A 20975-nucleotide genomic window follows, 5' to 3' on the forward strand; every position below is an offset into this window, starting at 1 on the left:
GATTTCACTGTTAACCGAAGGACACATTATGGATATTAAGATTGGTTTTTCCGATTCCCCACGTGAGCTCGTGATTACGAGCTCCCAAGATCACGACACAGTGGTCGCTAAAATTTCGGAGGCCCTCCATCAGGGTACCGGTGTCCTCGAACTGGAAGATGATAAGCAGCGCCGCTACCTTATTCGCAACGACCGTATCGCCTATGTCGAAATTGGTACCCAAACCGCGCATCGCGTTGGTTTTGCTGGAGCATAAACGTGGGCGATAACGGTGATCGCACTCTTCCCTCCTCAGAACCACATCCTGAAGGGGATAATGGTCGTCGGGAGGGAAATAGGCGTTCTCCATCTCGAAGCACTTATGGGTGGACGAATGAGGGCGATTCCCCAGAGCATGGTGAGTCAACCCCACGGCTGGTACGCTTCGCCCAGGTCTATGGTTGGCGAGCCTATGCGATTCCGGTCCTAGCGGTACTCACAGTATGGGTTTTAGTGGATATTTTTACTAACCCCGATACCACTGTGTTCCCGGTTAATTCCATGCGCGTAGGCACGAGTGCCAATACCGATTCGCACAGCCAAGGTCTGGGGCAAGGGCCGGACCCCGCACGTGCCGAGCGGCCCACAATTGCCGAAGGAGCCCTGCCACCGGGGCCGTCCTTTAGCGTGAAAGGTTCGGGCAAGTACCGATTGGTGGGTCAACCTGGCGCCGCCGCCGGGGAAGGGAAGGAAGCAGTATTTCGCTACGTTATAGAAATCGAAGATGGGGTGGACACCTCAGCCTACGGTGGTGACGATGCTTTTGTGAGCATGGTCGATGCCACGTTGACCAGCCCCAAGGGATGGACCCACGACCCTCGATTCCGCTTTGAACATATTGCAGGAGACTCGGGGGAGATCCCCGATCTGCGCATCCAGCTCTCCAGTGTGGAGACAACCCACAGCTCGTGTGGCAACGATATTAGTATGGAGACATCGTGCTTTAATAGCATCGGCAACCGTGTGATCATTAATGAATCACGGTGGGTGCGCGGAGCATCAACATTTCTCGGTGACCTCGGTGGATACCGCCAATACCTGCTTAATCACGAAGTCGGGCACGGGATAGGCTACGGCCAACACGCACCGTGCGGTGGTGCCAATGAATTAGCCCCGGTGATGATGCAGCAAACCCTCAGCTTGAGCAATTCCGAGCTTAATGCGCTCAACCCGGATGAGGTGTATCCCGATGATGGCTTCGAATGCAAACCTAATCCTTGGCCCTATCCTTTCGCCTAGCCTCGGGTTTGGTGCTGTACTCTGTGCTGCTCCTGCAGTAAGGCGGGAGCCACATAAACTCATGGCGAGCGAATATCTCTCGTATCCAAGGGGCACGGAATGATCTAAAAGCCCATATAAAGGGAGCGGAGTGAGGCTCTGGAGTTGCAGCGGGGGTAGATGTCTCATTCGGTTATTATGCTAGTTCCCATGGCTGATAACTCCACCGACCGTCCGGATGACATTACTAATAAGAGCGTCATCGACAGCGCTGTCACAGATAGCGAGCAGGCAGCGGCCTGCTGCGATAAAAGCGAAGATAATGTGGTCTTCCTACCTAAAATTAAGCCTCAAGAGGATGCTGCTGTCTCCGACAATCCAGTGGCTGGGCCCGAAACCGAAGATGAAGTGCCAGGATATATTTGCTCAGTATTTCAAGCACCGAGCGGCATTACCCCGGAGCCTATGGGTCTTGCCTGGGACTATGGGCTCAAAATAGGCACCACTATATTCGCTCGAGTGGCCTACCCCGAGAGGGCAGTGTGGTCATCGCGGATACGCGAGAACCTGCGGGTACCGGGGCTGAGAATAGTGCGTCCCATACGCTCCTCCGATGGTCGCTTTATCAGCAAAGGATGGCGTGCCTCTCAATGGGTCGATGGTGAACCAACAGATCGTATTGATGAAACAGTCGCCGCAGCCCTGCGACTCGACCACATTCTCGCCACGGTGCCACGTGGAGAAACCTTCAGCGCCCCCAATGCTCGAGACCTCTATTCCCTCGCTGATCACGCTGTTACGCGCGGTCAAGACCTAATCCAACTCGACCCATCTCAACCTCGACACCGTGAAGCGATCGCCCTTCTTGCCGAGTTACGCCCACTTCTGAGCGATATCCTCGATATGGATGGAAACAAGGTTGCGATCCAAGTCACGCACGCCGATATGCTAGCAACGACAATCTACTCTGGGTCGCAGGCGCCTGTTATCACCGATATTATCGGGATGCTCAGACCCGCCGGATATACCGCGGCGCAAGTCATGGTGGACGCCCTCATCCTCAATGCCACCGATCCCCGCATCTTCGACCGCTATCGCCACGTCCCCCATCTCGACCAGCTGCTACTCAGAGCGCTCCTCTACCGCATTTATATTTATGCATTGCACTCTGATTCCGCAGAGGAGACCGGCACTAACCTTGCCCGAGTGTGTTCCGTCCTGCACGATCGATGTGAGCGCTCAAAGGCTTACGAGAACACTTCCCATACCTAACTCAGTAATATGCTTGATAATGAAATAGACGCGGATCAAGGTAGGAATTAATGAGTTCAGATCATAGCGACAACTCATCGCGGAATAGTCGTGGGGAAGAAATTTATGCAGGTTATCATCAGATACCCCCCAATCCTGACATTCGGTTGACGTCACCCAACTCGGATAATCCGCGGCGCTCGTGGTCCAACGATCTTTTCAACGCCCAACAAGGCATCTGGCGGCTTGAGGGCCCCAGCGGCTCAGGGGTCACCACGCTTTTATTAGATACCGTTGCTGAGCGCATTATTCGCGGTCATGACCCTGACTCCATGATGGTCATAGCGGCAAGCAAAGAAGCCGCAGCGAGATTGCGTGTTGGTTTGACCGCACGCCTAAGAGGGCACAGTTTTACTAGTTCTTCGAGTATCGTTCGGTCGGTCCACTCATGGGCCTTCGCCATCGTGCGAGATCATATGGATGAGCATTTAAGACTCATCAGCGGTGCCGAACATGACGCAGTGATTCGAGAATTGCTTGACGGCGAACGAGCTCGTGACGGCGGCATCCGATGGCCAGATGATATCCGTGAGGCAATTGGCATGGTCGGTTTTGCTCGAGGTCTTCGTGATTTCCTGCTACGCGCTGCTGAACGCGGTCTATCTCCCGGTGACCTCATCTCATTGGGCAGCAGATACCAACAGCCCATGTGGGTGGCCGCAGGGGAATTTCTGCGCGAATATGAACAGGTCATGTCCTTGGGTAACACACATCAATTATCCGCCTCGGAACTGGTGAGTAGGGTTTTGGAATACGATGTGGAAAGCCTGGGATTTGAAGCCGTATTTGTTGATGACACGCAACACCTTGATCCCAAATCTACAGAATTTATTCACAGGCTTACCACGCGCGCCTCGTTCGCTGTTATCGCAGGTGATCCGCATCAATCGGTTTTCCGTTTCCGCGGTGCACGGCCAGATTTTCTCAGAGAGTTCCCTGCTGAGAATCATCTAAAGCTCACTGATACACATCGAGTGAGGTTAGCGCGAGAATCCTTCAGTGATGACTACCGCCAGGGGCGAATCGAGATGAACGTCGTAGCGTCAATGGAGGAACTGCGTCATGTGGTAGCCGATGTGGTGCGGCGTGAGAATCTAATCCACCAAATCCCCAATCAAGAGATAGCCGTGATTGTGCGCAATTCCGCCGAGGTCGATCCCATCAGACGTGCTCTCATAGCGGCTGGGGTGCCGGTGCACACAGATGCAGGTGCTCTCGTTCTCGGAGAACAGCCGCTAGTTTCAGCGCTTCTGCTCACCGTGCGTGCCGCACGCGATGGTGTGAGCCTGGAAGAACTGGAGGACTTACTCATCGGACCAATTGGTGGTGCCGATCCAGCAACTTTACGACGCCTCTTGCGCGGCCTCCGGCTAGCTGAATTGCGCTATACGCGCGCTGTAGAAAGCGGTTTTGATAATTCTACTCCGCAGCGGAGAGCTATGGAGGTATTAGCGGATTTGCTGCGCGCTGATGCCGCCCAAAAAAATGCTGATTTCGAAGAGGTCGTCACAACCGTTCTCGCACCCCGTGAATGGGAGATACTCAGCCACATCCGTAGCATCCTCGAGCAGGCACGGCGCCCTGGTTCAGTAGAAGAGGTGCTGTGGAATATTTGGGAAGCAACTGGATTAGGGCGCCACCTTCTGGCTGTCAGTCTTCGCGGCGGTGCGCCTGGATCTCAAGCCGATCGCAGTCTCGATGCGGTCATGACGCTCTTCGATTATGCTGGCGACTTTGCTGAACGTCGTCCGCACGCAGGAATAGATTCCTTTATCGCGCATATAGCCCAACAGGAGCTTCCTACCGGGGTACGTGATAGACGCCTGAGCGCACCCGATGCCGTAACAGTGCTCACTGCCCACGCCACCACAGGCCGCGAGTGGGACACGACGATCATCGCCGGAGTTCAGGAGGGGAGCTGGCCCAACACGGGAGTCACCGGCGGGATATTCGGCCAAGAAGAGCTCGTTGATCTCATCGACGACGGCATTGAACCGGGCGTTCCTATCTCGCGGATCCGAGAACGCATCCACGAGGAACAGCGCCTTTTTGATATGGCAACCTCACGTGCACGCCAAAAGGTAGTAATCGCCGCCGTTGACGCCCCCGAGGCTGACGAGGTCATGGAAATATCCCGCTTCCTCGTGCCCTATCTCGATATGCTCGAGGAGCAGTCCACGCCAGATTCTCAACCGCCAGCGAAACCGGACCAGAGTTACCAACCAGCGGTAGCAGATTCCACCGCCAGTGCCGAGAATTTAGAGGAGATGGGGCGCACCACGCTGCTATCGATCCCAACGGTGGTGGCCGAACTGCGCAGAGTGCTGATCGATCCTCATCGCCCAGCTTTTTTTAAAGAACAGGCGGCGCGTCACTTAGCTCGAATGGCCCACGCTGGCATAGCCGATGCGCACCCGTTTTCGTGGTGGGGAAGTGGTGGGATAAGTAGCGATAAAGAACTAACGGTGACTGCGCTGTCACCTTCTAAAATCGATAGAGCTTTACACTGCCCATTGCTGACAATGCTAGGTCCTTTAGTCGTGGACTCGGAAACCTCCCCGGCACTGCTCAAAGGTATCCTTGTGCACGCTTATGCCGAAGCTTTAGCTCGTGGGATGGATAAAGATCGAGCCCAAGAACTGCTGCGCGCTGCTTATCCCCAGATCAGCGATAGCGCAAAGTGGCAAGAGGAGACACATATCCAACAGTGGCAGGAAACACTCGACCATACCGCTGCGTGGATCGAGACGAATAGCCATGATGCCGCAGATATATACGCGGAAATCCCCGTGAACGTGGAGGTTCTTCCCGGAGTTCGCCTAAGAGGTCGTATCGACCGCTTAAAAAAGACCACCGACGGGGCCTATCACATCTACGATTTCAAGACTGGATCCAACCTCCCCTCGACGTCCGATGCAGATAAGAACCCGCAGTTATGTGCCTACCAATTAGCATTGAACAAGGGGGAGATAGAAAATGGGCGCGTCATAAATGGCGCTGGGATGGATATTGAAGGTGCGAGCCTCATCTACGTAGAGTTATATGGTGCACGGGGTACCAAATTTCGCAGTCAAGTGCCAAAACAAGAGGCCGATTTACAAGAATTTGCAGATCAACTCCCACCACTGATGGACAAGTTGCGCGGACCCTACCTGGAGGCGCGAGTCTCTCAGAGGTGCGATACGTGCGTACTTAGAAATATTTGCCCTGCCCACAGTACCGGTAACTTGACCACCACCCCCACGGGTATGCAGCTATGAGGACGTAGCTTCCACGATGACATATTTTTTTCAATACCCGCACCAGAGAACAGGCAAGTAGAACAAAGACGATGAGTGACAATCGAAGCACCGATATTCGCCTAGACCCGTACGAGCTGTCGCAGCTATTAGGGCAGGCCCATCCGCCTACCTCACAACAGGCTGCGGTGATTTCTGCAAACCGTGAACCCCTCCTCGTCGTGGCCGGAGCTGGGGCTGGAAAAACTGAAACAATGGCAGCCCGTGTGGTGTGGTTAGCCGCCCAAGGTGTTATTGATCCTTCCCGGGTGCTCGGATTGACGTTCACCCGAAAAGCAGCGCAACAATTATCACAGCGGATTCGCACAAGGCTGGGACAACTAGCTCACCTTCCCCACCTAGAAACCCTAGATCCCAAGGGGCGCCTCGCTGAAAATCTCTCTGTTATCGCCCCCACAGTATCGACCTACGACGCATTCGCTGGATCCCTCATCAGGGAGTTTGGGCTCCTACTTCCCGTGGAGCCCGGGAGCAGAATGATTACTCAGGCCGAATTATTCGAACTCGCCTACGCCGTGGTGGAAGCCTACGACGGTGAGCTGATGAGTGGTGGAAAAACAGCAACCGCTGTTCAAACTCTTCTGGATCTGGTCAGCGAATTAGATAACCATATGGTCAGCGCTAACCAGATCATTGAGGAAAGTCAGCCATTTATTAACCTTTTTGAGGAATTACCAAAGGGGCCACGTCAAAGAGATGCCCTCAATGGGGATATGGTCAAATTTCGCGACGCACAGATCCTGAGGATGCAGTATCTTCCTCTGGCGCAGCAGCTCAAGGATCTATTGGCCGAGCGTAACCTCATGACTTTCGGGGAGCAAATGTCGCTTGCCGCCAGACTAGCCACCGAAAATCCGCGCGTATCTGATTCCCTCGCCAAGCGCTTTGATATCGTTTTGCTCGATGAGTACCAAGACACCTCCCACGCTCAACGTGTCTTGTTATCTGAGCTCTTTGCCGGCCAAGCTGTGACGGCTGTGGGAGACCCCATGCAGTCCATTTATGGGTGGCGTGGTGCTACCGCAGCTAATCTGGAACGTTTTGTAACGGACTTCGCGCATAGTGGCAACCAGGTGGCCCCCAAAGCCCAACTGACCATGAGCTTCCGCAACCCACCGCGCATTCTTGAGTGCGCCAACGAAATCAGTGAGAGCGTTTTAGGTCCGATTAGGAAAAAGAATCGCTCCGTAGAGCCACTAGTCTCACTCCCGCACGCTGATGAGGGGGTGGTGGAACTAGGCTATTACCCCAGCCCTGAAGCGGAGTGTGCGGCAGTAGCCGAGAAATTCGCCGATTTCTATCACAATCGTGGAGATTCTCCTTTTACAGCGGCCGTCCTCGTGCGCAAACGCAAGCATATGGATCTCATTTCTCATGAACTCAAAAAGCGGGGAGTTCCAGTGGAGATACTTGGATCCGCTGGACTAGTCGATATTCCGGAGGTCGCTGATCTTATTGCTGTGGCTACCATATTGATTCGTCCTCTCGATTCCCAGGCTGCTATGCGGATACTCAGCTCGCCCATGATGGGTCTATCAGTAGCTGATATTGAGGTACTTGCCCAGCGAGCTCGCAACCTCAAAGGTCGAATGCACGGAGACGAGCACCCAGCGAATCGCCCTGAGCCAGCTGTGGATGATGATCCCACTATATCGGCGGCTGAGAAAGCACTACGCACCCATATCGCGTCAGCGGTGAAAGAAAACCCAGAGGAAATTGTCGGGCTTGCGGATGCTATTGCAGACCTGGGAGAAGCCGAAGGTTTTAGTCCCCTGGGGTTACGACGTTTAAAAAGACTCGCCGCCATTTTAAGACGCTTGCGCCGCAATATTCTTAGTCAACCGCTACCGGATCTGTTCGCCCAGATCGAAAGCGAATTAGGATTACGTACTGAGGTTCTAGCGCGAGAGAATCCCCGCGCTGACGGGGCTAGCGGAGTAGTTCATCTTGAGCGCTTCCATGAGGAGGTGGCGCGCTATGCACAGATACCTGGCGCCAGCCTATCGAAATTCTTGGATTACTTGGATCTTGCTAGAGAACACGACAACGGGCTTAGTCCCGGGGAAGTCACGGTTCGTACGGATCGGGTGCAAATCCTCACCGTCCACAAGGCCAAAGGTTTGGAATGGCGGTATGTCAGCGTCCTCCACGCCGATGCTAATACCTATAGCGCCAGAGTACGTACCTGGTTGACTGATCCAGCGCAGGTGCCCTCCACATTGCGCGGCGACGCCCAAGAAGAGACAGAGCAATCAGGTTCACCCGTATTAGATCTCACGGAGGTGGAGGATCGTAAACAGTTGGAGACTGCTCTCAAGGGACATATTCAGGAATTCAAGGAAGGGGCCGAAGAGGAGAATACTCGTCTCTTTTACGTTGCCCTCACGCGAAGTGAACAATATTTGATCATCACAGCCTCGCATAACCCGAGCCGCAAGGCCATCATTGACCCCTACGAGCATCTCGCTCAGCTAGCCAAGAAACACCCAGACTATATCATTCACTGGTGGCAGGGGCGGCAGGCTGATGGGAATGATACCGATGCGCAACCAGAGAACATTGAGCACCAACCTAGCTTTTTCCCGCCGGCAATCACCACTCCAGCTAAAGAAGAGGCAGCCCAGCTGGTACTCGCGGCTATGGAGAAGGTTCCAGCCTATTCCGCGGACTACGAGATCTTCGAGCAATGGGAACGCGATGTCCAAGCGCTAATCCGAGAATATGAGCGCCAAAGCACCACTGAGGTCGAGGTAGCTCTATCAGATCAGCTTACTGCCACCGATATAGTCGCCCTTAGTGAAAACCCTGAGCAATTCGCGAAGCGGCAGCGCCGACCGATACCGTTTAAGCCCAATACCTACGCCAAGCGGGGAACCGCGTTCCACTCCTGGTTGGAAAACAGATTCGGTGCCACCAGTTTGCTCGATGAGGATCAATTGCCGGGCGTTGATGAGCATATACCCGATGAGTCCTTAGCGGAGCTCAAAAAAGCCTTTTTGGCTTCTGAATGGTCAGACCGTAGCCCCGATTTCGTTGAACAACCCTTTGAAGTGAGTATCGATGGAATAGTCATCCGCGGCCGCATGGACGCCATTTTTCGCGAAAACGACGGCAGCTATATGGTTGTGGACTGGAAAACTGGGCACCCTCCGACCGCACAAAAGTTGCGCAGTACACGACTGCAATTAGCAGTTTATCGTTTAGCGTGGGCACGGCTAAAGGATCTACCACTCGAGCAGGTGCGCGCCGGGTTTTACTATATTTCCTCTGGAACCATGATTACTTTCGAGCAGTTACCCTCGGATCACGAGATCGCCGCAATGATCGCGAATGCCACGGGTCAGGCAGATCGCGAAAAAGGCTGAGGGGGAGCAGTCGGTGTGACTGCTGAGTCTAGTAGACTAATCGAGGTGTAAATATCATCGATGAGGGAGAGGTAGCGGGATGGCATCCCATTTGCCGGATAGATTCCGAACTGATCCGCAACTTGCGGATGTGCCTGAGCACGCTCTGCTCAACGTCATTCGTATACCTAAAAACACGCTGGTTAGCCCCGTTCAACTCATCGCCAGACGATTTTCTATCGCCCTCATCCTTATAATCGTGGTCACGTTGCTGGCCTATTTGGACCGTGATGGGTATTCCGAGGAGCTGACCTTTGTCGATGCTCTCTACTACGCAGCCGTCTCGCTTTCGACGACCGGTTACGGCGATATAACGCCAGTGACGCAATTTGCACGGTTGATTAATATCTTCATTGTCACGCCGTTACGCGTCGCCTTCGTGGTGCTCTTAGTTGGTACCACCTTATCGGTGTTGACCGAAGAATCCCGTAAGGCCTGGCAAATTCAACGTTGGAGGAAAAAATTGCGCAACCACACCATTGTGATTGGCTATGGCACCAAGGGACATTCGGCGGTCTCAGCACTGCTCGCCGATGGTGTAAACCCCCGCGAAATTGTGGTGATCGACACTGATAGGTCAGTCCTCGAGGCGGCCGAAAACAAAGGCCTTGTCACCGTCAACGGGTCAGCTACCCGCTCCGAAGTCCTCAAATTAGCGGGAGCGAATAAAGCTAAAGCCATTGTAGTTGCCCCCTCCACAGATGATACTGCGGTGTTGGTGACGCTTTCGGTGCGCGAGTTGGCCCCTTCTGCCTGGATCGTGGCTAGTGTGCGAGAGAGTGAAAATCAACACCTTCTGGAGCAATCGGGTGCCGATTCCGTAGTTATCTCCTCGGAGACGGCGGGCCGCATGTTGGGGCTAGCTACTGTAACCCCGTCAGTGGTGGAGATGATGGAAGATTTGCTCTCACCCGACGAAGGTTTCTCCGTAGCCGAGCGGCCCGTAGCCGAGGACGAGGTAGGGGCGAATCCTCGACACCTCGCTGATATAGTCCTCGGAGTAGTTCGTTCGGGGGAGTTATATCGTCTTGACTCCCTCGAAGCTGAGACCGTGGAACCTGGCGACCGGCTACTGTATGTACGTCGCGTATTTAGTGAGGACCTTAAAAATCGTTAGCAGCACTCCACTCTTTCTATTCGACGAGCATGGCTGCACACTCGTTGATACCGCAGGTTGTATCGAACACTGCCCCCACCCTGACCTTCACCTCTACGAGGGAGCTTTCTTTTTCGAGGCCATAGCGGTCAAGCGGGTCGCACGGGAGGAGTATTCGCTACCAGAATATCTGGTCTGGGCGCGGTGCTTTCAGCCCCAAGCTCTTCGGGCATTAGGGGTACTACAGCAGCGTGAGAATTTCCGTTTCCACCCGCGCACCGGCGAAGCCCTGGACTACCACGGACATATTGCTAGACCTCGTGGAAATGTCGCGGGTAACGTACTAGAAATTTTCCCGCGCATCGACCCAGCAATCATCTGCCGCCTGGAGCTTATGGGTGAAGAGAAGATCCTGGTGGGGCTCAATGCGCTACGCCCGCACTACTATTCTTTGATTGCTGGCTATATTGAGGTGGGAGAATGTGCTGAGGACGCCGTGCTGCGAGAAATTCGCGAAGAGACTGGGCGCCTTGCTTGTCATCCGAACTATATTATGAGCCAGGCTTGGCCGTTTAGCGGATCTCTTATGCTGGGCTTTGAAGCGTATACCGATGATAGAGAACCGCGGTGGCCATCCGACGGCGAATTATTGGATATTCAATGGTTGTCTCGGGAGGATGTGCGACGGCAGACGGTGAATCTTCCAGCACCTGGAACGGTGGCGTGGACGATGATTGAGCAATGGGTGAATAAATATGATTAATCTCGAAGACCTCGATTCTGATCAGCGAGTTGCTGCTACCGCACCGCGTGGTCCCGTGGCTATTCTCGCTGGTGCCGGCACCGGAAAAACACGCACTATCACCTACCGCATAGCTCATATGATCGATGCGGGCTTTGTCAGTCCGCAGCGGGTCATGGCGGTCACTTTTACCAAGCGGGCAGCTGGGGAAATGTCACACCGACTGAAACTGATGGGTATTGGTGGCGTGCACGCCCGCACCTTCCACGCAGCGGCGTTGCGTCAATTACGGTATTTTTGGCCTCAGGTAGCTGGAGACCTGCGCTGGGCGATACTGGATAATAAGTTTCCCAAGGTTAGCCGAGCAGCGCGCCGCCTTGGTATCGAGTCTTCAAAAGAAAATATTCGTGATCTCTTAGGAGAAATTGAGTGGGCGAAAGCCAGCCTTATCCCACCGGAAAGCTATGCGGCACGGGTGGGCGATCGCAGACTCCCATACCCTGCAGAGAAGATAGCGCAGTGCTATCAGCTCTATGAGGAGTCCAAAATATCGCCAGAGGGCGTGGAACTAGATTTCGATGATCTTCTTGTTCATGTAGCTGGGGCTCTAGAGAATTCTCGTGGCATCGCCGAGGAATTCCGCAGCCAATATCGTAGTTTCGTGGTCGATGAGTATCAGGATGTCACTCCTCTGCAGCAGCGAGTGCTCAACGCATGGCTAGGGGATCGAGATGATCTCACGGTCGTTGGCGATGCCAACCAAACAATTTATTCATTTACGGGAGCAACCCCGAATTTTCTGTTGGATTTTTCCCGTACTTATGCTCATGCCACCATCGTGAAACTACAACGAGATTATCGTTCTACCCCGCAGATCACCACTCTTGCTAACCGGGTGATCGCCCAAGCTTCAGGGCGTGTTGCGGGCACGCGCCTGAAATTAGAGGGTATGCGACCGCGGGGACCTGAACCGGTTTTCCGACCCTACGACAGTGAGCCAGAAGAGGCCCGTGGTGTTGCTGCCGCTATTAAAGATCTCCTAACACAGGGGGTTGATCCCGCCGAGATCGCCATTTTGTATCGTATAAACGCCCAATCTGTCGCCTTTGAACAGGCACTGGCTGAGGCTGGCATTGTCTACCAAGTACGTGGTGGGGAGGAGTTCTTCAAGCGGCCTGAGATTATTCAAGCGATCAATCAACTTGTACGCGCGGCACAGCGTGAGGATTTTCCCGATCAGCACCGTGGGCCCGAGATTCACCATCTAGTGACTGCTATCTTAAGCGGTGTGGGCTTTAGTACTCAGGAGCCTCAGGGTGTGCAAGCTCGTGAACGGTGGGAGTCTTTGCGTGCCTTGGTGGAGTTGACCCAAGAACTAGGACAGGCCACTCCCGACTTAGATTTGGTTGGCCTTTTGGGCCAGCTCAAACAGCGAGCCGATGCCAAACATCCGCCTTCTATGCGGGGAGTGACTCTGGCCTCGCTTCACGCCGCTAAGGGGCTGGAGTGGGACGCAGTCTTTTTGGTGGGACTTAATGATGGTTCTATCCCCATTAGTCACGCTCTGAAAGCGGGAGAGGAAGCGATCGAGGAGGAGCGTCGTCTCTTCTATGTTGGTATTACGCGGGCGAGGGAACACCTGGTGCACACGTGGTCGTATGCACGTCAGGAGGGTGGACGTAAAAGTCGCAAGCGCACCCGTTTCCTTGATGGCATAGTAGCGGAGCCAGCGACGTTGACTGCGAAAAAAACTAAGCGAGGTGCGCACAGGTGCCAGATTTGTGGCGTGCCGTTAAATGATCCTGATGATAAAATTCTAGGCCACTGTCAGGACTGTCCCTCTGAGGCTGATCATCAGCTCATCCACACATTGCGGAGTTGGCGCTTAGAGCAGGCAAAGCTAGCGGGGCGCCCCGCCTACACCATTTTCTCTGATGCGGTGCTATTAGCCTTGGCGGAGCGTCGACCTACCACCGACGAGCAGCTTTTAGCTATTGCTGGGATTGGCCCGGTGACAGTCGAGAAATTTGGTGCGGATCTCTTGGAATTATTGGCCCAGTAAATCGTGGTCGCTCACCTGCGTGCTCCCAGCAGTAGGGGCATGAGCGATGGGGACCGACAACCTCAATATCCTCTGCGCCACGGTAAGGGTTGAGCGCTATTTTTAAGCCCGGTCTCAGGAGATCATTCTTGATACCAGGTGATGGATATGCTGGGGCGAGTAGTGCCGCTAAGCGCGCAGCAACGCTATATTCTACAATCGGATCGTTCCGGCCTGGAGTATGGCGTTGATCAAGGAGGAAGCCCCAATGGGGGTCCTTCTCAGTGGCATAGAGATCCCCGCATACGGGGCACGGGCCGTGACCATCTATTCTTAGCGGCCCAATTATAGCACTGCCGCCAAGGAACTCAATGGGAATGATGGTCTGAAAACTATAAATGTCCTTGGCATAATGAGAGCCCCTCTGATAGTGTCCTGCAACGATTAAGGGGGTGGTTCGATCCACGGAGTCGAGAAGAAGCTCAGGAAAGCGGTGATCCTCAGCCTCAATAACGCGAGCACCCGCTTGTTTGAGTACAGAAGCGATGGTGAAACCGTGACTTCCCGGACCGATAAGACAAACTGTGGGCCATACGGGATCGACTAAAACTCCGTGGTAGGTTAGATCTTCGAGAATCATCGAGGCAGTGCTCGATTTCAGCCCGAGTTTGATCAAACCAGCGTGGATCACGCTTATGTGATGAGGGCGGTCCAGAGAACGTAAGAAAGCGATGAGATCTCCCGGTCTTAACTCGGTAATATCAAAGATCCCAGCCCTGAAGGTGTCAAGGCCACATTGGACGGCGCAATCGGCACGAAGGAGTATATCTATACCTGGGCTGAGCACCAGGAGGCGATCGCTAACGCGATGGTCGAGGTTATGATCGGTGAGAGTAGTGGAGGTCATATGGCCATTGGATCACGGCTTTCATCAGTGCGCATCTCGAATGGGCAGATGAGGGTAGCAAGCGATAGAGAAAGATTGGGTCATGGATGACAATCCCGATATCACCGTCATCAGATCTGCGCGGCGAAAGAAAACGGTGAGTGCAAGCTGGGTCGATGGCGTCATTGAAGTCCGGGTCCCAGCCCACCTATCGGAACAGGCAGAGGCAAAAATAGTCTCAGAAATTACCGAAAAACTCACTCGGTCGAAGCAGCAAACTAGATATAGCGATGCAGATCTAGAACAGCGAGCTGACGAGATCAATAGGCGCTACCTCGACTCGCGAGCACACATGACCTCGATCAGATGGGTAAAAAATCAGCGCAAAAGGTGGGGGTCATATTCCAGCTTGACAGGCGAAATTCGCATTTCTGATCGTCTCCGTGGGGTCCCAGATTATGTTCTTGATTCTGTCATTGCCCACGAACTAACTCATACTTTTATCCACTCCGGTCATTCAGCCGAGTTTTGGCATTGGGCGGATCGGATTCCCTATGCCGAGCGCGCTAAGGGATTCTTAGAAGCGTGGGCACGTCAGCCGGTCAGTCGCTCATATCCATAAGGTCGGAGACAAATCCCTCGGCAGGATGGTCCTTAATCTCAGCGGGTGTAGCGAATTGCTGAATCACACCATCGTGAAGCACGAGCACCTTGGTGCTCATACTGAGAGCCTCGCGGATATCGTGAGTGATAAAAACGATGGTCAGCCCTAGCTTTTCGTGCCAGTGTTTGAGATCTTTTTGGAGCTGATAGCGGGTAATTGCGTCTACTGCTCCAAAGGGTTCGTCCATGAGTAATACCTTCGGTGACGAGGCATAAGCCCGTGCGATTCCCACCCGCTGTGCCTGGCCCCCCGAAATCTCATTAGGCATCCGGTCACGTATATCGTCGGGTAACTGGAAAGTATCCAGCAAATCTCCAACGCGCTGCGAAATCTCCTCGGGGTCTTGCTCCATAAGGGAGAGCACATACCCAATATTTTCTTCAACCGTCAGATGGGGGAAGAGCACATTGCCCTGAATGCTGTAGCCGACGTGGCGGCGCAAATCGACCAAATCGAGGTCGGCAACATTTTCGCCATCGATAAGCACGCGCCCGGAATCGGGCAGGATTAAACCGTTGATCATTTTCATGATTGTGGTTTTGCCGGACCCTGAGGAACCAACAATGCTGACAAAATCGCCGTCGGCTATTTCCAGATTGAGGTCTGTGAGCAAATGATTATCGCCGAATGAAAGGCTGACATCTTCATAGCGGATGGTAGACATGTCTTCTAGGCTCCAATCAATTTGTTGTTCACCGCGAATTCTTCGGCAACTTCAGCCACAGTCTTTCCCTCAACTTCAACTTGGTTGTTTAAGTTGGCCATCGTCGCTTCATCGATCAGTTCCTGCAGTGGGCTGAGGATCTGAGCGATCTCGGGATTTTCTCTCACAAAATCTATACGGCTAAGAACTCCCGCCTCATAGGAGGGGTAGAAGTTTTTATCGTCCTCAAGGACCACAATGCGCGGATCCGTTAGCTGGCCATCAGTGGTGAAAACGGTGATGGCATCAATCTTGCCATCCAAAATAGCCTGGTATTTCAAACCGTTATCCATATCCACGGTGTTTTTGAAACTTAGACCGTAGAATTCCGCGAGAGCGTCATAACCATCCTCACGCTCATAGAAATCGTATTCCGCACCAAAGCTCATCGACGGAGCTACCCGGGTGAGATCTGAGAAGGTCTTAATGGAGTATTTTTTGGCTAGTTCAGCATTGACCGCAATTGAATATGTGTTATTGAAGCCGAACATGGGGTTGAACTCTTGGCCGACCTGGGCGCGCAACCCATCATTGAGTTCGGCGAACTGAGATTCATCATAAGCGCGCGAATTTTTTAGGATCACCTGCCAAGCAGTTCCTGTGTATTCGGGGTACATATCGAAGTCCCCGGCCTTCATGCCGCTTTGGATATTGCTGGTGCCACCGCCAACTCCGTCGGTCATGGACACCAAGTAATCGGAATTCTCCTCGATCATGCGCTGCATTATTTTACCCAGAATAAGATTCTCGGTATTTGGTTTAGTAGCAATACGCACCGTTTGGGCACCTCCAAGATTGACTGCAAAGAATGCCACGAGCACCATGAGTACAGCCCCAGTGGCCACGAGCCCCTTAGTGGTGGTGCGCCGTGTTTTAGTCGAACCCGTCAGGCCCTTTTGTATAGCGGCCAGGAGAGCATCAGATATTAGGGCGAGGGCCGCAACGAGGGCACTACCGATAACAATCATCTGTTGGTTACCGGTTGTGATACCCCGATAAATTGCCACACCCAAGCCGCCTGCGCCCACAAAAGAAGCAATACCAGCCAGCGCGATAGTCATGGTCACCATTGTGCGTATCGAGGCAAGGATCTGCGGCAGTGCTAAGGGGAAGGTGACTGTGCGAAAAACCTGCCGCTTCGTAGCGCCCATTCCCCTGGCAGCCTCGATTAAAGCTGGATCAACGGCGCGCATGCTCACAAAGGTTGATCGCACCACCGGGAGCAAGCCATAGACGACGAGCGCAATAACCGCCGTCGTATTGCCAATGCCCGTCACAGTGATGAGCACGCCAAGCAGCGCGATCGATGGGATGGTATACGCAATATTGACCACCGCAATAGCGGGAGTGGCAATCTTGGGCCGTGTAGAGAGCCAAACTCCAGTTGCCACTCCGATCAGAGCCGCAACAATCGCGGCGCCCAGAGAGATCATGAGGTGGTCGATAATCAGATCGCCGTAAAAGCGCATAGCAGTCGGTGTCCTCACAAGGGGAAGGGGGTGACAGCTTCCCACGCCTTCCCACGATGAGGTGGGAAGGAGACAGGCTGCCACAGCACTGTTACTTGGTGCTGGTTAATATGTTAGGGCAATTGAGTGATATGTGCCCACCCGTTACCCCACACGAGTAGGCACAAAGGAGATCTGTTATTACTACAGGTCTATCAGAGGAGGTTATTGATTGGAGGGATTCTCCGGATCATCCTCGTGAGAGGATTGTTCTTCGCGTTCTTTCTCTAGTGCCGTTATCTCAGCAATAGGATCAAAATCTTTAAAATCAGATTCGTCGAGGAGAGAATCTATAAATTCTGCAGGATTCGTAATATCATCCGCGGTTGGAAGGAAATCGGGGTGCTTCCATACTCCGTCGCGGCGCTGGGTACCGACAGCTACGGTCACTCTGCGCCACAGTTCACCGGCCTCATCCGTGGGAGGCTGAGCGATCTCAAAACCGACGACCTCAAAGAAGACATTTTCGGCAGAGCCCCCGGTCAGTCGGCGGTTAATCCACTGCTTGTGGAGCTGTGCAGCTTGCGGTATCCGATCCGATAGCCCCTCTTGTACAACCACATCGACCCAACCTTCGACAAGGGCAAGAAGGCTCTCCAGGCGAGAGGTGGCGGTGATATTTCGAGAGGAAATACGCGGTTCCAAATCCATATCCTGCAACCGAGCCATAGCCTCCTGGATTGCCTGCGGATCCTGAGATTCGATATTAATCTCGCGCATGGCCTCCTCAATATGCGAGGTATCTATCTCAAGTCCAGCAGCATATTCCTCCACAGAGGATACTAGGCGTTCAACAAGCCACGGCACGGAGTGGAAAAGTCGTTGGCGCGCAGCCTCGCGGGCTGCCACATAGACCAGAACTTCCTGAGCGGGGATCCCTGAGTTCGCGGCACTTTCCTCAATGGCCAAGGGGTTAAGCGCCAAGATCCCAGGTACCGCCACTGGTATGCCAAAGTCGGAGCCAGAAAGCGCTTGGGTAGCGAGATCGCCTAAAGATTGCCCCAAGTGCATTCCGTAGTTAACGCCTGACATCTGGTTCATCATTGCGAGCATGGGGCCGATGGCATCCTTGGCTTCGCTCGGCAGGGTATCTAGTCGCGCCTCATTTTTGTGGGCGGCAACGGGGGAGACGAGACGCTTCCACTGCGGGAGCGTCTTCTCCAGCCAATCCGCAGCAGACCACGCCTCCACCCGGGCCGAAGCCGACGGCAGGATGGTAGCGTCGTCCAGCCATAATTCGGCAAGGCGCACTGATTCTTCGCTCGCTTTGATGTGGGCGCTGCTGACTTTTTCGGTGCGCTTAAGGCTAGATAGATGTTGTAACCCTATGCGCTTGGCCATTTCATAATTCACGGCCTCTTTCTGCGCGTCGGGGGTATTCATGGAGTTACCCAAACCTGACAGCATAGCGCCGAGCTGATTGAACATATCGCCTAAGCCGCCAGAGAAATTGCCAGAATTCTCTCGGCGGTCATTATCGTCATCATCGTCGGAGCCGAAGTTGAAGGAGAAACCGAAACCGCTGTTATTCATGTCCCTAACCTACCGAAATCTAAGCAATAAGCGCTAGCGCTATATACATGCTGTTAGCGAACAGTGACCTTCTACACGTAAGCTGAGTGACCGTGAGCAGACGAACGCGAACCCTAGCTTGTGGAGCCATCCCGGTTGTTATTCTCATGACGCTTGCCCAATTAGACCATATACCTGGCACCAATTATTCCCTGACTATTCCCTATGCGGCAGAGGGGCAGGGGCCGACGTTTAATACGCTCGATGAAGTCAACGGGGTCGAGGTGATCAATATCGACGGCGCCGAGGTGGACTCAACTCAGGGTCACCTCGATATGACCACAGTAAGCGTACGCAGCAATATGACGCTCATCCAGGGACTCAATCGACTTATCGTGCACGGGGATACGCTCATCCCCATTGAACAGATCTTTCCCCAAGGCAAAACCGAAGACGAGATAAAACAGCTCAATGAGGCTGCCTTTAGTGCATCTGAATCTGCGGCTACCACCGCCGCTCTGCGTTATCTCAAGCGCCCTATGAACGTAAAGATCGCGCGTATTGTTGCTGATTCCGCCGCTGCTGAAACGCTGCGCGATAATGACGTAATTCTAGCTATCGATTCCGTCCCTGTACGCACTGGAGGTGGAGCGCAACAGCTGGTCCGAGCGAAAAAACCTGGCGATAGCATTGAGCTGAGTATCAAGCGCGGGGATCGCAGATTGACAAAAACTTTGACTTTGCGGGCGCATCCCTACGACGAGACCGTGCCCTTTTTAGGAGTCAATATGGTGACGTCGTCAGCAGAGGGAATCTCTGTGCGCTATAACCTCGAGGATGTTGGAGGACCATCTGCTGGGATGGTTTTCGCCCTCGCTGTCATTGACAAGCTTTCGCCCGGTGAACTCAATCACGGGAAATACGTGGCCGGTACCGGCACTATTACTGATACGGGCGAGGTGGGCCCTATTGGGGGCATCAAGCACAAAGCCCGAGCCGCCGCTGCTGCGGGAGCTGAACTCTTCTTAGCCCCGGCGCGCAATTGCGAAGAGCTCACCGGCGAGAATTATTCCTCCATGACAGTAGTGGGAGTATCAACGCTTTCCGATGCCGTAGCACGCATGGATGACTTTGCCGCCGGTAAAGAGCTCATAAGCTGCACCGACCGTCCATAATGGTTAAAATTTCCTCTTAGCTACCTGGGCCCACCCGAGATGCGATTGACTTAGAAGTCGCGGAGGTGGCCTCCGGTGTGGGCTCAGAGATGGACTTCACGGAATGACTTCGCGGGGATTCTACCGCGGCAATAAGCCCTAAAGTGGAAATTCTTTCCTTAGGATCGACGTCATAAGTAGAAACCATCTGCTGCATAACAAGGCCGAGATCATTATCAATTGCCGTAATAATCGCGGTATTGCCCACCGTGGACCAGCCCACCACAAAGCGGCCGGAATCGTACATCACGCGTGAAGAACGCAGTTCAGTCAGGATCTGGGTGGTTGAGGCAGCCTTGGCGTCGGAGGAGAAAAACTGAAATTGCCCAACCTCCGGCCCGGTGCAGGCCATGGAATCACTCACTCCATTGGGTTGGCAACTATCAAATTGGGCGAAAAGAGAGTCAGGCGCCAGCGTAGAAAAAGCATCGCGAGTGCGCTCAACTGGGCCGTTTAGCGCCCGTTGCTGTGTGCGCGTACTCGGGGTGTCTACCCGTGAGGTGGGCGCTTGAGCCTTTGTTGTGGGATGCGTTGTGGGATGCTGCGAGCCCTGGGTATGCGGCCCGAGAGAGGGAACCCCAACTGGTTTTACTGCAGTGCGTATTGGTTGCAATGTTGGTTGGTCAGTGGAGTCAGTGAACTCGTGAGGTAACGACTCACTGCAACCAGAGATGAGCATGAGAGCGCCACAGGTGGCGACGAGCAATCTTTTATACATAAAGGGGAGGGGAGCTGTGTGAATAACCATAGTGATCCAATCGCAGGAGAAGGACAGTTAATCGTCGAAGCCAGCCAAAAGAGTAGCGATAACTCCAGGGGCAATAGAACCGCCCCCGCGCAACTCGATGTCATCTTCGGCAAAGGGGCCCTTCGTGGCTAATTCTTCTGCCGAGGGACGCATCTGGAATAAGGTTTGGTGCGCCCCATTTCTTAAGACACCCGATAATAGGCGCGCCGGGCGGGGCGCATCGGACTCTTCATCGGAGGAGTCGCGGAACTTAATTTCCTGGGCTAAAACGGCCCCTAAAACTTCCTCTGGCCAGGTGATTCTGGACAGATAATCTCCTAGCTCCATCGAGCCAGGAAGAATATGTGTGGGAAGCTCTTCTTGGACCACGAGAGTCAAGGGAGAGTCGTCCTGCTCGAAAGTGTCGACAGATTGGGCGATTAATCTGGTAGGCACAAGAGCAAAGAGGGTTGGGGAAGCGTCCCACCCTTCAGCATGGACAAAATCCACCGCTTCGAGCATCGCCTTATTCAAAGCTTGTTGCGATAATTCTACTCGGTGCTGATCACTCATACCCTTAATCCTTAACTCACACGTTATAAATGTATATA

16 protein-coding genes are annotated in these 20975 nt (G+C 53.7%); 10 read left to right on the plus strand and 6 right to left on the minus strand.

Translation table 11 applies throughout. The features are described 5' to 3' along the window. The first annotated feature begins 28 nt into the window (after positions 1-28). The 8 genes from NXT00_RS03775 to NXT00_RS03810 all read left to right on the plus strand — a co-directional run bounded on the left by NXT00_RS03775 (position 29) and on the right by NXT00_RS03810 (position 13171). Positions 29-256: a DUF3107 domain-containing protein gene (locus NXT00_RS03775; protein ID WP_259077157.1), complete on the plus strand. Its 228-nt coding sequence runs from the start codon at positions 29-31 to the stop codon at positions 254-256. A gap of 158 nt (positions 257-414) precedes the next feature. Further along, positions 415-1278 (plus strand): DUF3152 domain-containing protein, encoded by an 864-nt coding sequence (locus tag NXT00_RS03780; RefSeq protein WP_259158183.1) that lies wholly within the window; start codon positions 415-417, stop codon positions 1276-1278. A 189-nt stretch (positions 1279-1467) separates the two neighbouring features. After that, positions 1468-2529, plus strand: a complete 1062-nt coding sequence (locus tag NXT00_RS03785) for a TIGR02569 family protein (RefSeq protein WP_259158112.1) — start codon at positions 1468-1470, stop codon at positions 2527-2529. Positions 2530-2579: 50 nt separating this feature from the next. Further along, entirely contained in the window at positions 2580-5828 is a 3249-nt protein-coding gene (locus NXT00_RS03790) for an ATP-dependent DNA helicase (RefSeq protein ID WP_259158113.1), read from the plus strand. A gap of 71 nt (positions 5829-5899) precedes the next feature. Further along, positions 5900-9232: an ATP-dependent helicase gene (locus NXT00_RS03795; protein ID WP_259077154.1), complete on the plus strand. Its 3333-nt coding sequence runs from the start codon at positions 5900-5902 to the stop codon at positions 9230-9232. 79 nt (positions 9233-9311) lie between these two features. Continuing rightward, positions 9312-10388, plus strand: a complete 1077-nt coding sequence (locus tag NXT00_RS03800; protein WP_259077153.1) for a TrkA family potassium uptake protein — start codon at positions 9312-9314, stop codon at positions 10386-10388. Beyond that, positions 10348-11130 (plus strand): NAD(+) diphosphatase, encoded by a 783-nt coding sequence (locus tag NXT00_RS03805; RefSeq protein WP_259077152.1) that lies wholly within the window; start codon positions 10348-10350, stop codon positions 11128-11130. The genes NXT00_RS03800 and NXT00_RS03805 overlap by 41 nt, the downstream gene beginning before the upstream one ends. After that, positions 11123-13171, plus strand: a complete 2049-nt coding sequence (locus tag NXT00_RS03810; RefSeq protein WP_259077151.1) for an ATP-dependent DNA helicase UvrD2 — start codon at positions 11123-11125, stop codon at positions 13169-13171. The genes NXT00_RS03805 and NXT00_RS03810 overlap by 8 nt, the downstream gene beginning before the upstream one ends. On the opposite strand, the gene NXT00_RS03815 is transcribed toward NXT00_RS03810, so the two are convergent. Then, positions 13101-14057 carry a hypothetical protein gene (locus tag NXT00_RS03815; RefSeq protein WP_259158115.1) on the minus strand — a complete coding sequence of 319 codons (957 nt, stop codon included), beginning with the start codon at positions 14055-14057 and terminating at the stop codon, positions 13101-13103. The two genes, NXT00_RS03810 and NXT00_RS03815, sit on opposite strands and share 71 nt — an antisense overlap. Before the next feature lie 82 nt (positions 14058-14139). Here NXT00_RS03815 and NXT00_RS03820 point away from each other — a divergent pair, with 82 nt between their 5' ends. Beyond that, positions 14140-14658 carry a SprT-like domain-containing protein gene (locus NXT00_RS03820; protein ID WP_259077149.1) on the plus strand — a complete coding sequence of 173 codons (519 nt, stop codon included), beginning with the start codon at positions 14140-14142 and terminating at the stop codon, positions 14656-14658. On the opposite strand, the gene NXT00_RS03825 is transcribed toward NXT00_RS03820, so the two are convergent. The 3 genes from NXT00_RS03825 to NXT00_RS03835 form a co-directional block, all read right to left on the minus strand. Continuing rightward, positions 14639-15364 (minus strand): ABC transporter ATP-binding protein, encoded by a 726-nt coding sequence (locus NXT00_RS03825; protein ID WP_259077148.1) that lies wholly within the window; start codon positions 15362-15364, stop codon positions 14639-14641. The genes NXT00_RS03820 and NXT00_RS03825 overlap by 20 nt on opposite strands. A gap of 5 nt (positions 15365-15369) precedes the next feature. Then, on the minus strand, positions 15370-16872 hold the full coding sequence (locus tag NXT00_RS03830) for an ABC transporter permease/substrate-binding protein (protein ID WP_259077147.1): 1503 nt from the start codon (positions 16870-16872) through the stop codon (positions 15370-15372). Positions 16873-17076: 204 nt separating this feature from the next. Then, entirely contained in the window at positions 17077-18444 is a 1368-nt protein-coding gene (locus NXT00_RS03835; RefSeq protein WP_259158118.1) for a zinc-dependent metalloprotease, read from the minus strand. A gap of 92 nt (positions 18445-18536) precedes the next feature. Here NXT00_RS03835 and NXT00_RS03840 point away from each other — a divergent pair, with 92 nt between their 5' ends. Next, the gene (locus tag NXT00_RS03840) at positions 18537-19598 is read left to right on the plus strand and encodes a PDZ domain-containing protein (RefSeq protein WP_259158120.1); all 1062 of its coding nucleotides are present in this window, start codon (positions 18537-18539) and stop codon (positions 19596-19598) included. Positions 19599-19614: 16 nt separating this feature from the next. Here the strand turns inward: NXT00_RS03840 and NXT00_RS03845 are convergent, their stop codons facing one another. Both NXT00_RS03845 and NXT00_RS03850 read right to left on the minus strand, forming a co-directional pair. Then, the gene (locus tag NXT00_RS03845; protein WP_259158122.1) at positions 19615-20355 is read right to left on the minus strand and encodes a hypothetical protein; all 741 of its coding nucleotides are present in this window, start codon (positions 20353-20355) and stop codon (positions 19615-19617) included. Between the two features lie 57 nt (positions 20356-20412). Further along, positions 20413-20937, minus strand: a complete 525-nt coding sequence (locus NXT00_RS03850; RefSeq protein ID WP_259077143.1) for a PPA1309 family protein — start codon at positions 20935-20937, stop codon at positions 20413-20415. Positions 20938-20975 lie beyond the last annotated feature (38 nt).

The sequence above is a fragment of the Corynebacterium sp. ES2715-CONJ3 genome (assembly GCF_024814365.1).
Lineage (GTDB): Bacteria > Actinomycetota > Actinomycetes > Mycobacteriales > Mycobacteriaceae > Corynebacterium.

Coding starts and splice junctions, on each gene's coding strand:
- NXT00_RS03825 (WP_259077148.1), bottom strand. CDS start 15,364: ATGTCTACCATCCGCTATGAAGATGTCAGCCTTTCATTCGGCGATAAT.
- NXT00_RS03850 (WP_259077143.1), bottom strand. CDS start 20,937: ATGAGTGATCAGCACCGAGTAGAATTATCGCAACAAGCTTTGAATAAG.
- NXT00_RS03775 (WP_259077157.1), top strand. CDS start 29: ATGGATATTAAGATTGGTTTTTCCGATTCCCCACGTGAGCTCGTGATT.
- NXT00_RS03795 (WP_259077154.1), top strand. CDS start 5,900: ATGAGTGACAATCGAAGCACCGATATTCGCCTAGACCCGTACGAGCTG.
- NXT00_RS03800 (WP_259077153.1), top strand. CDS start 9,312: ATGGCATCCCATTTGCCGGATAGATTCCGAACTGATCCGCAACTTGCG.
- NXT00_RS03815 (WP_259158115.1), bottom strand. CDS start 14,057: ATGACCTCCACTACTCTCACCGATCATAACCTCGACCATCGCGTTAGC.
- NXT00_RS03790 (WP_259158113.1), top strand. CDS start 2,580: ATGAGTTCAGATCATAGCGACAACTCATCGCGGAATAGTCGTGGGGAA.
- NXT00_RS03830 (WP_259077147.1), bottom strand. CDS start 16,872: ATGCGCTTTTACGGCGATCTGATTATCGACCACCTCATGATCTCTCTG.
- NXT00_RS03845 (WP_259158122.1), bottom strand. CDS start 20,355: ATGTATAAAAGATTGCTCGTCGCCACCTGTGGCGCTCTCATGCTCATC.
- NXT00_RS03820 (WP_259077149.1), top strand. CDS start 14,140: ATGGATGACAATCCCGATATCACCGTCATCAGATCTGCGCGGCGAAAG.
- NXT00_RS03835 (WP_259158118.1), bottom strand. CDS start 18,444: ATGAATAACAGCGGTTTCGGTTTCTCCTTCAACTTCGGCTCCGACGAT.
- NXT00_RS03810 (WP_259077151.1), top strand. CDS start 11,123: ATGATTAATCTCGAAGACCTCGATTCTGATCAGCGAGTTGCTGCTACC.
- NXT00_RS03785 (WP_259158112.1), top strand. CDS start 1,468: ATGGCTGATAACTCCACCGACCGTCCGGATGACATTACTAATAAGAGC.
- NXT00_RS03805 (WP_259077152.1), top strand. CDS start 10,348: ATGTACGTCGCGTATTTAGTGAGGACCTTAAAAATCGTTAGCAGCACT.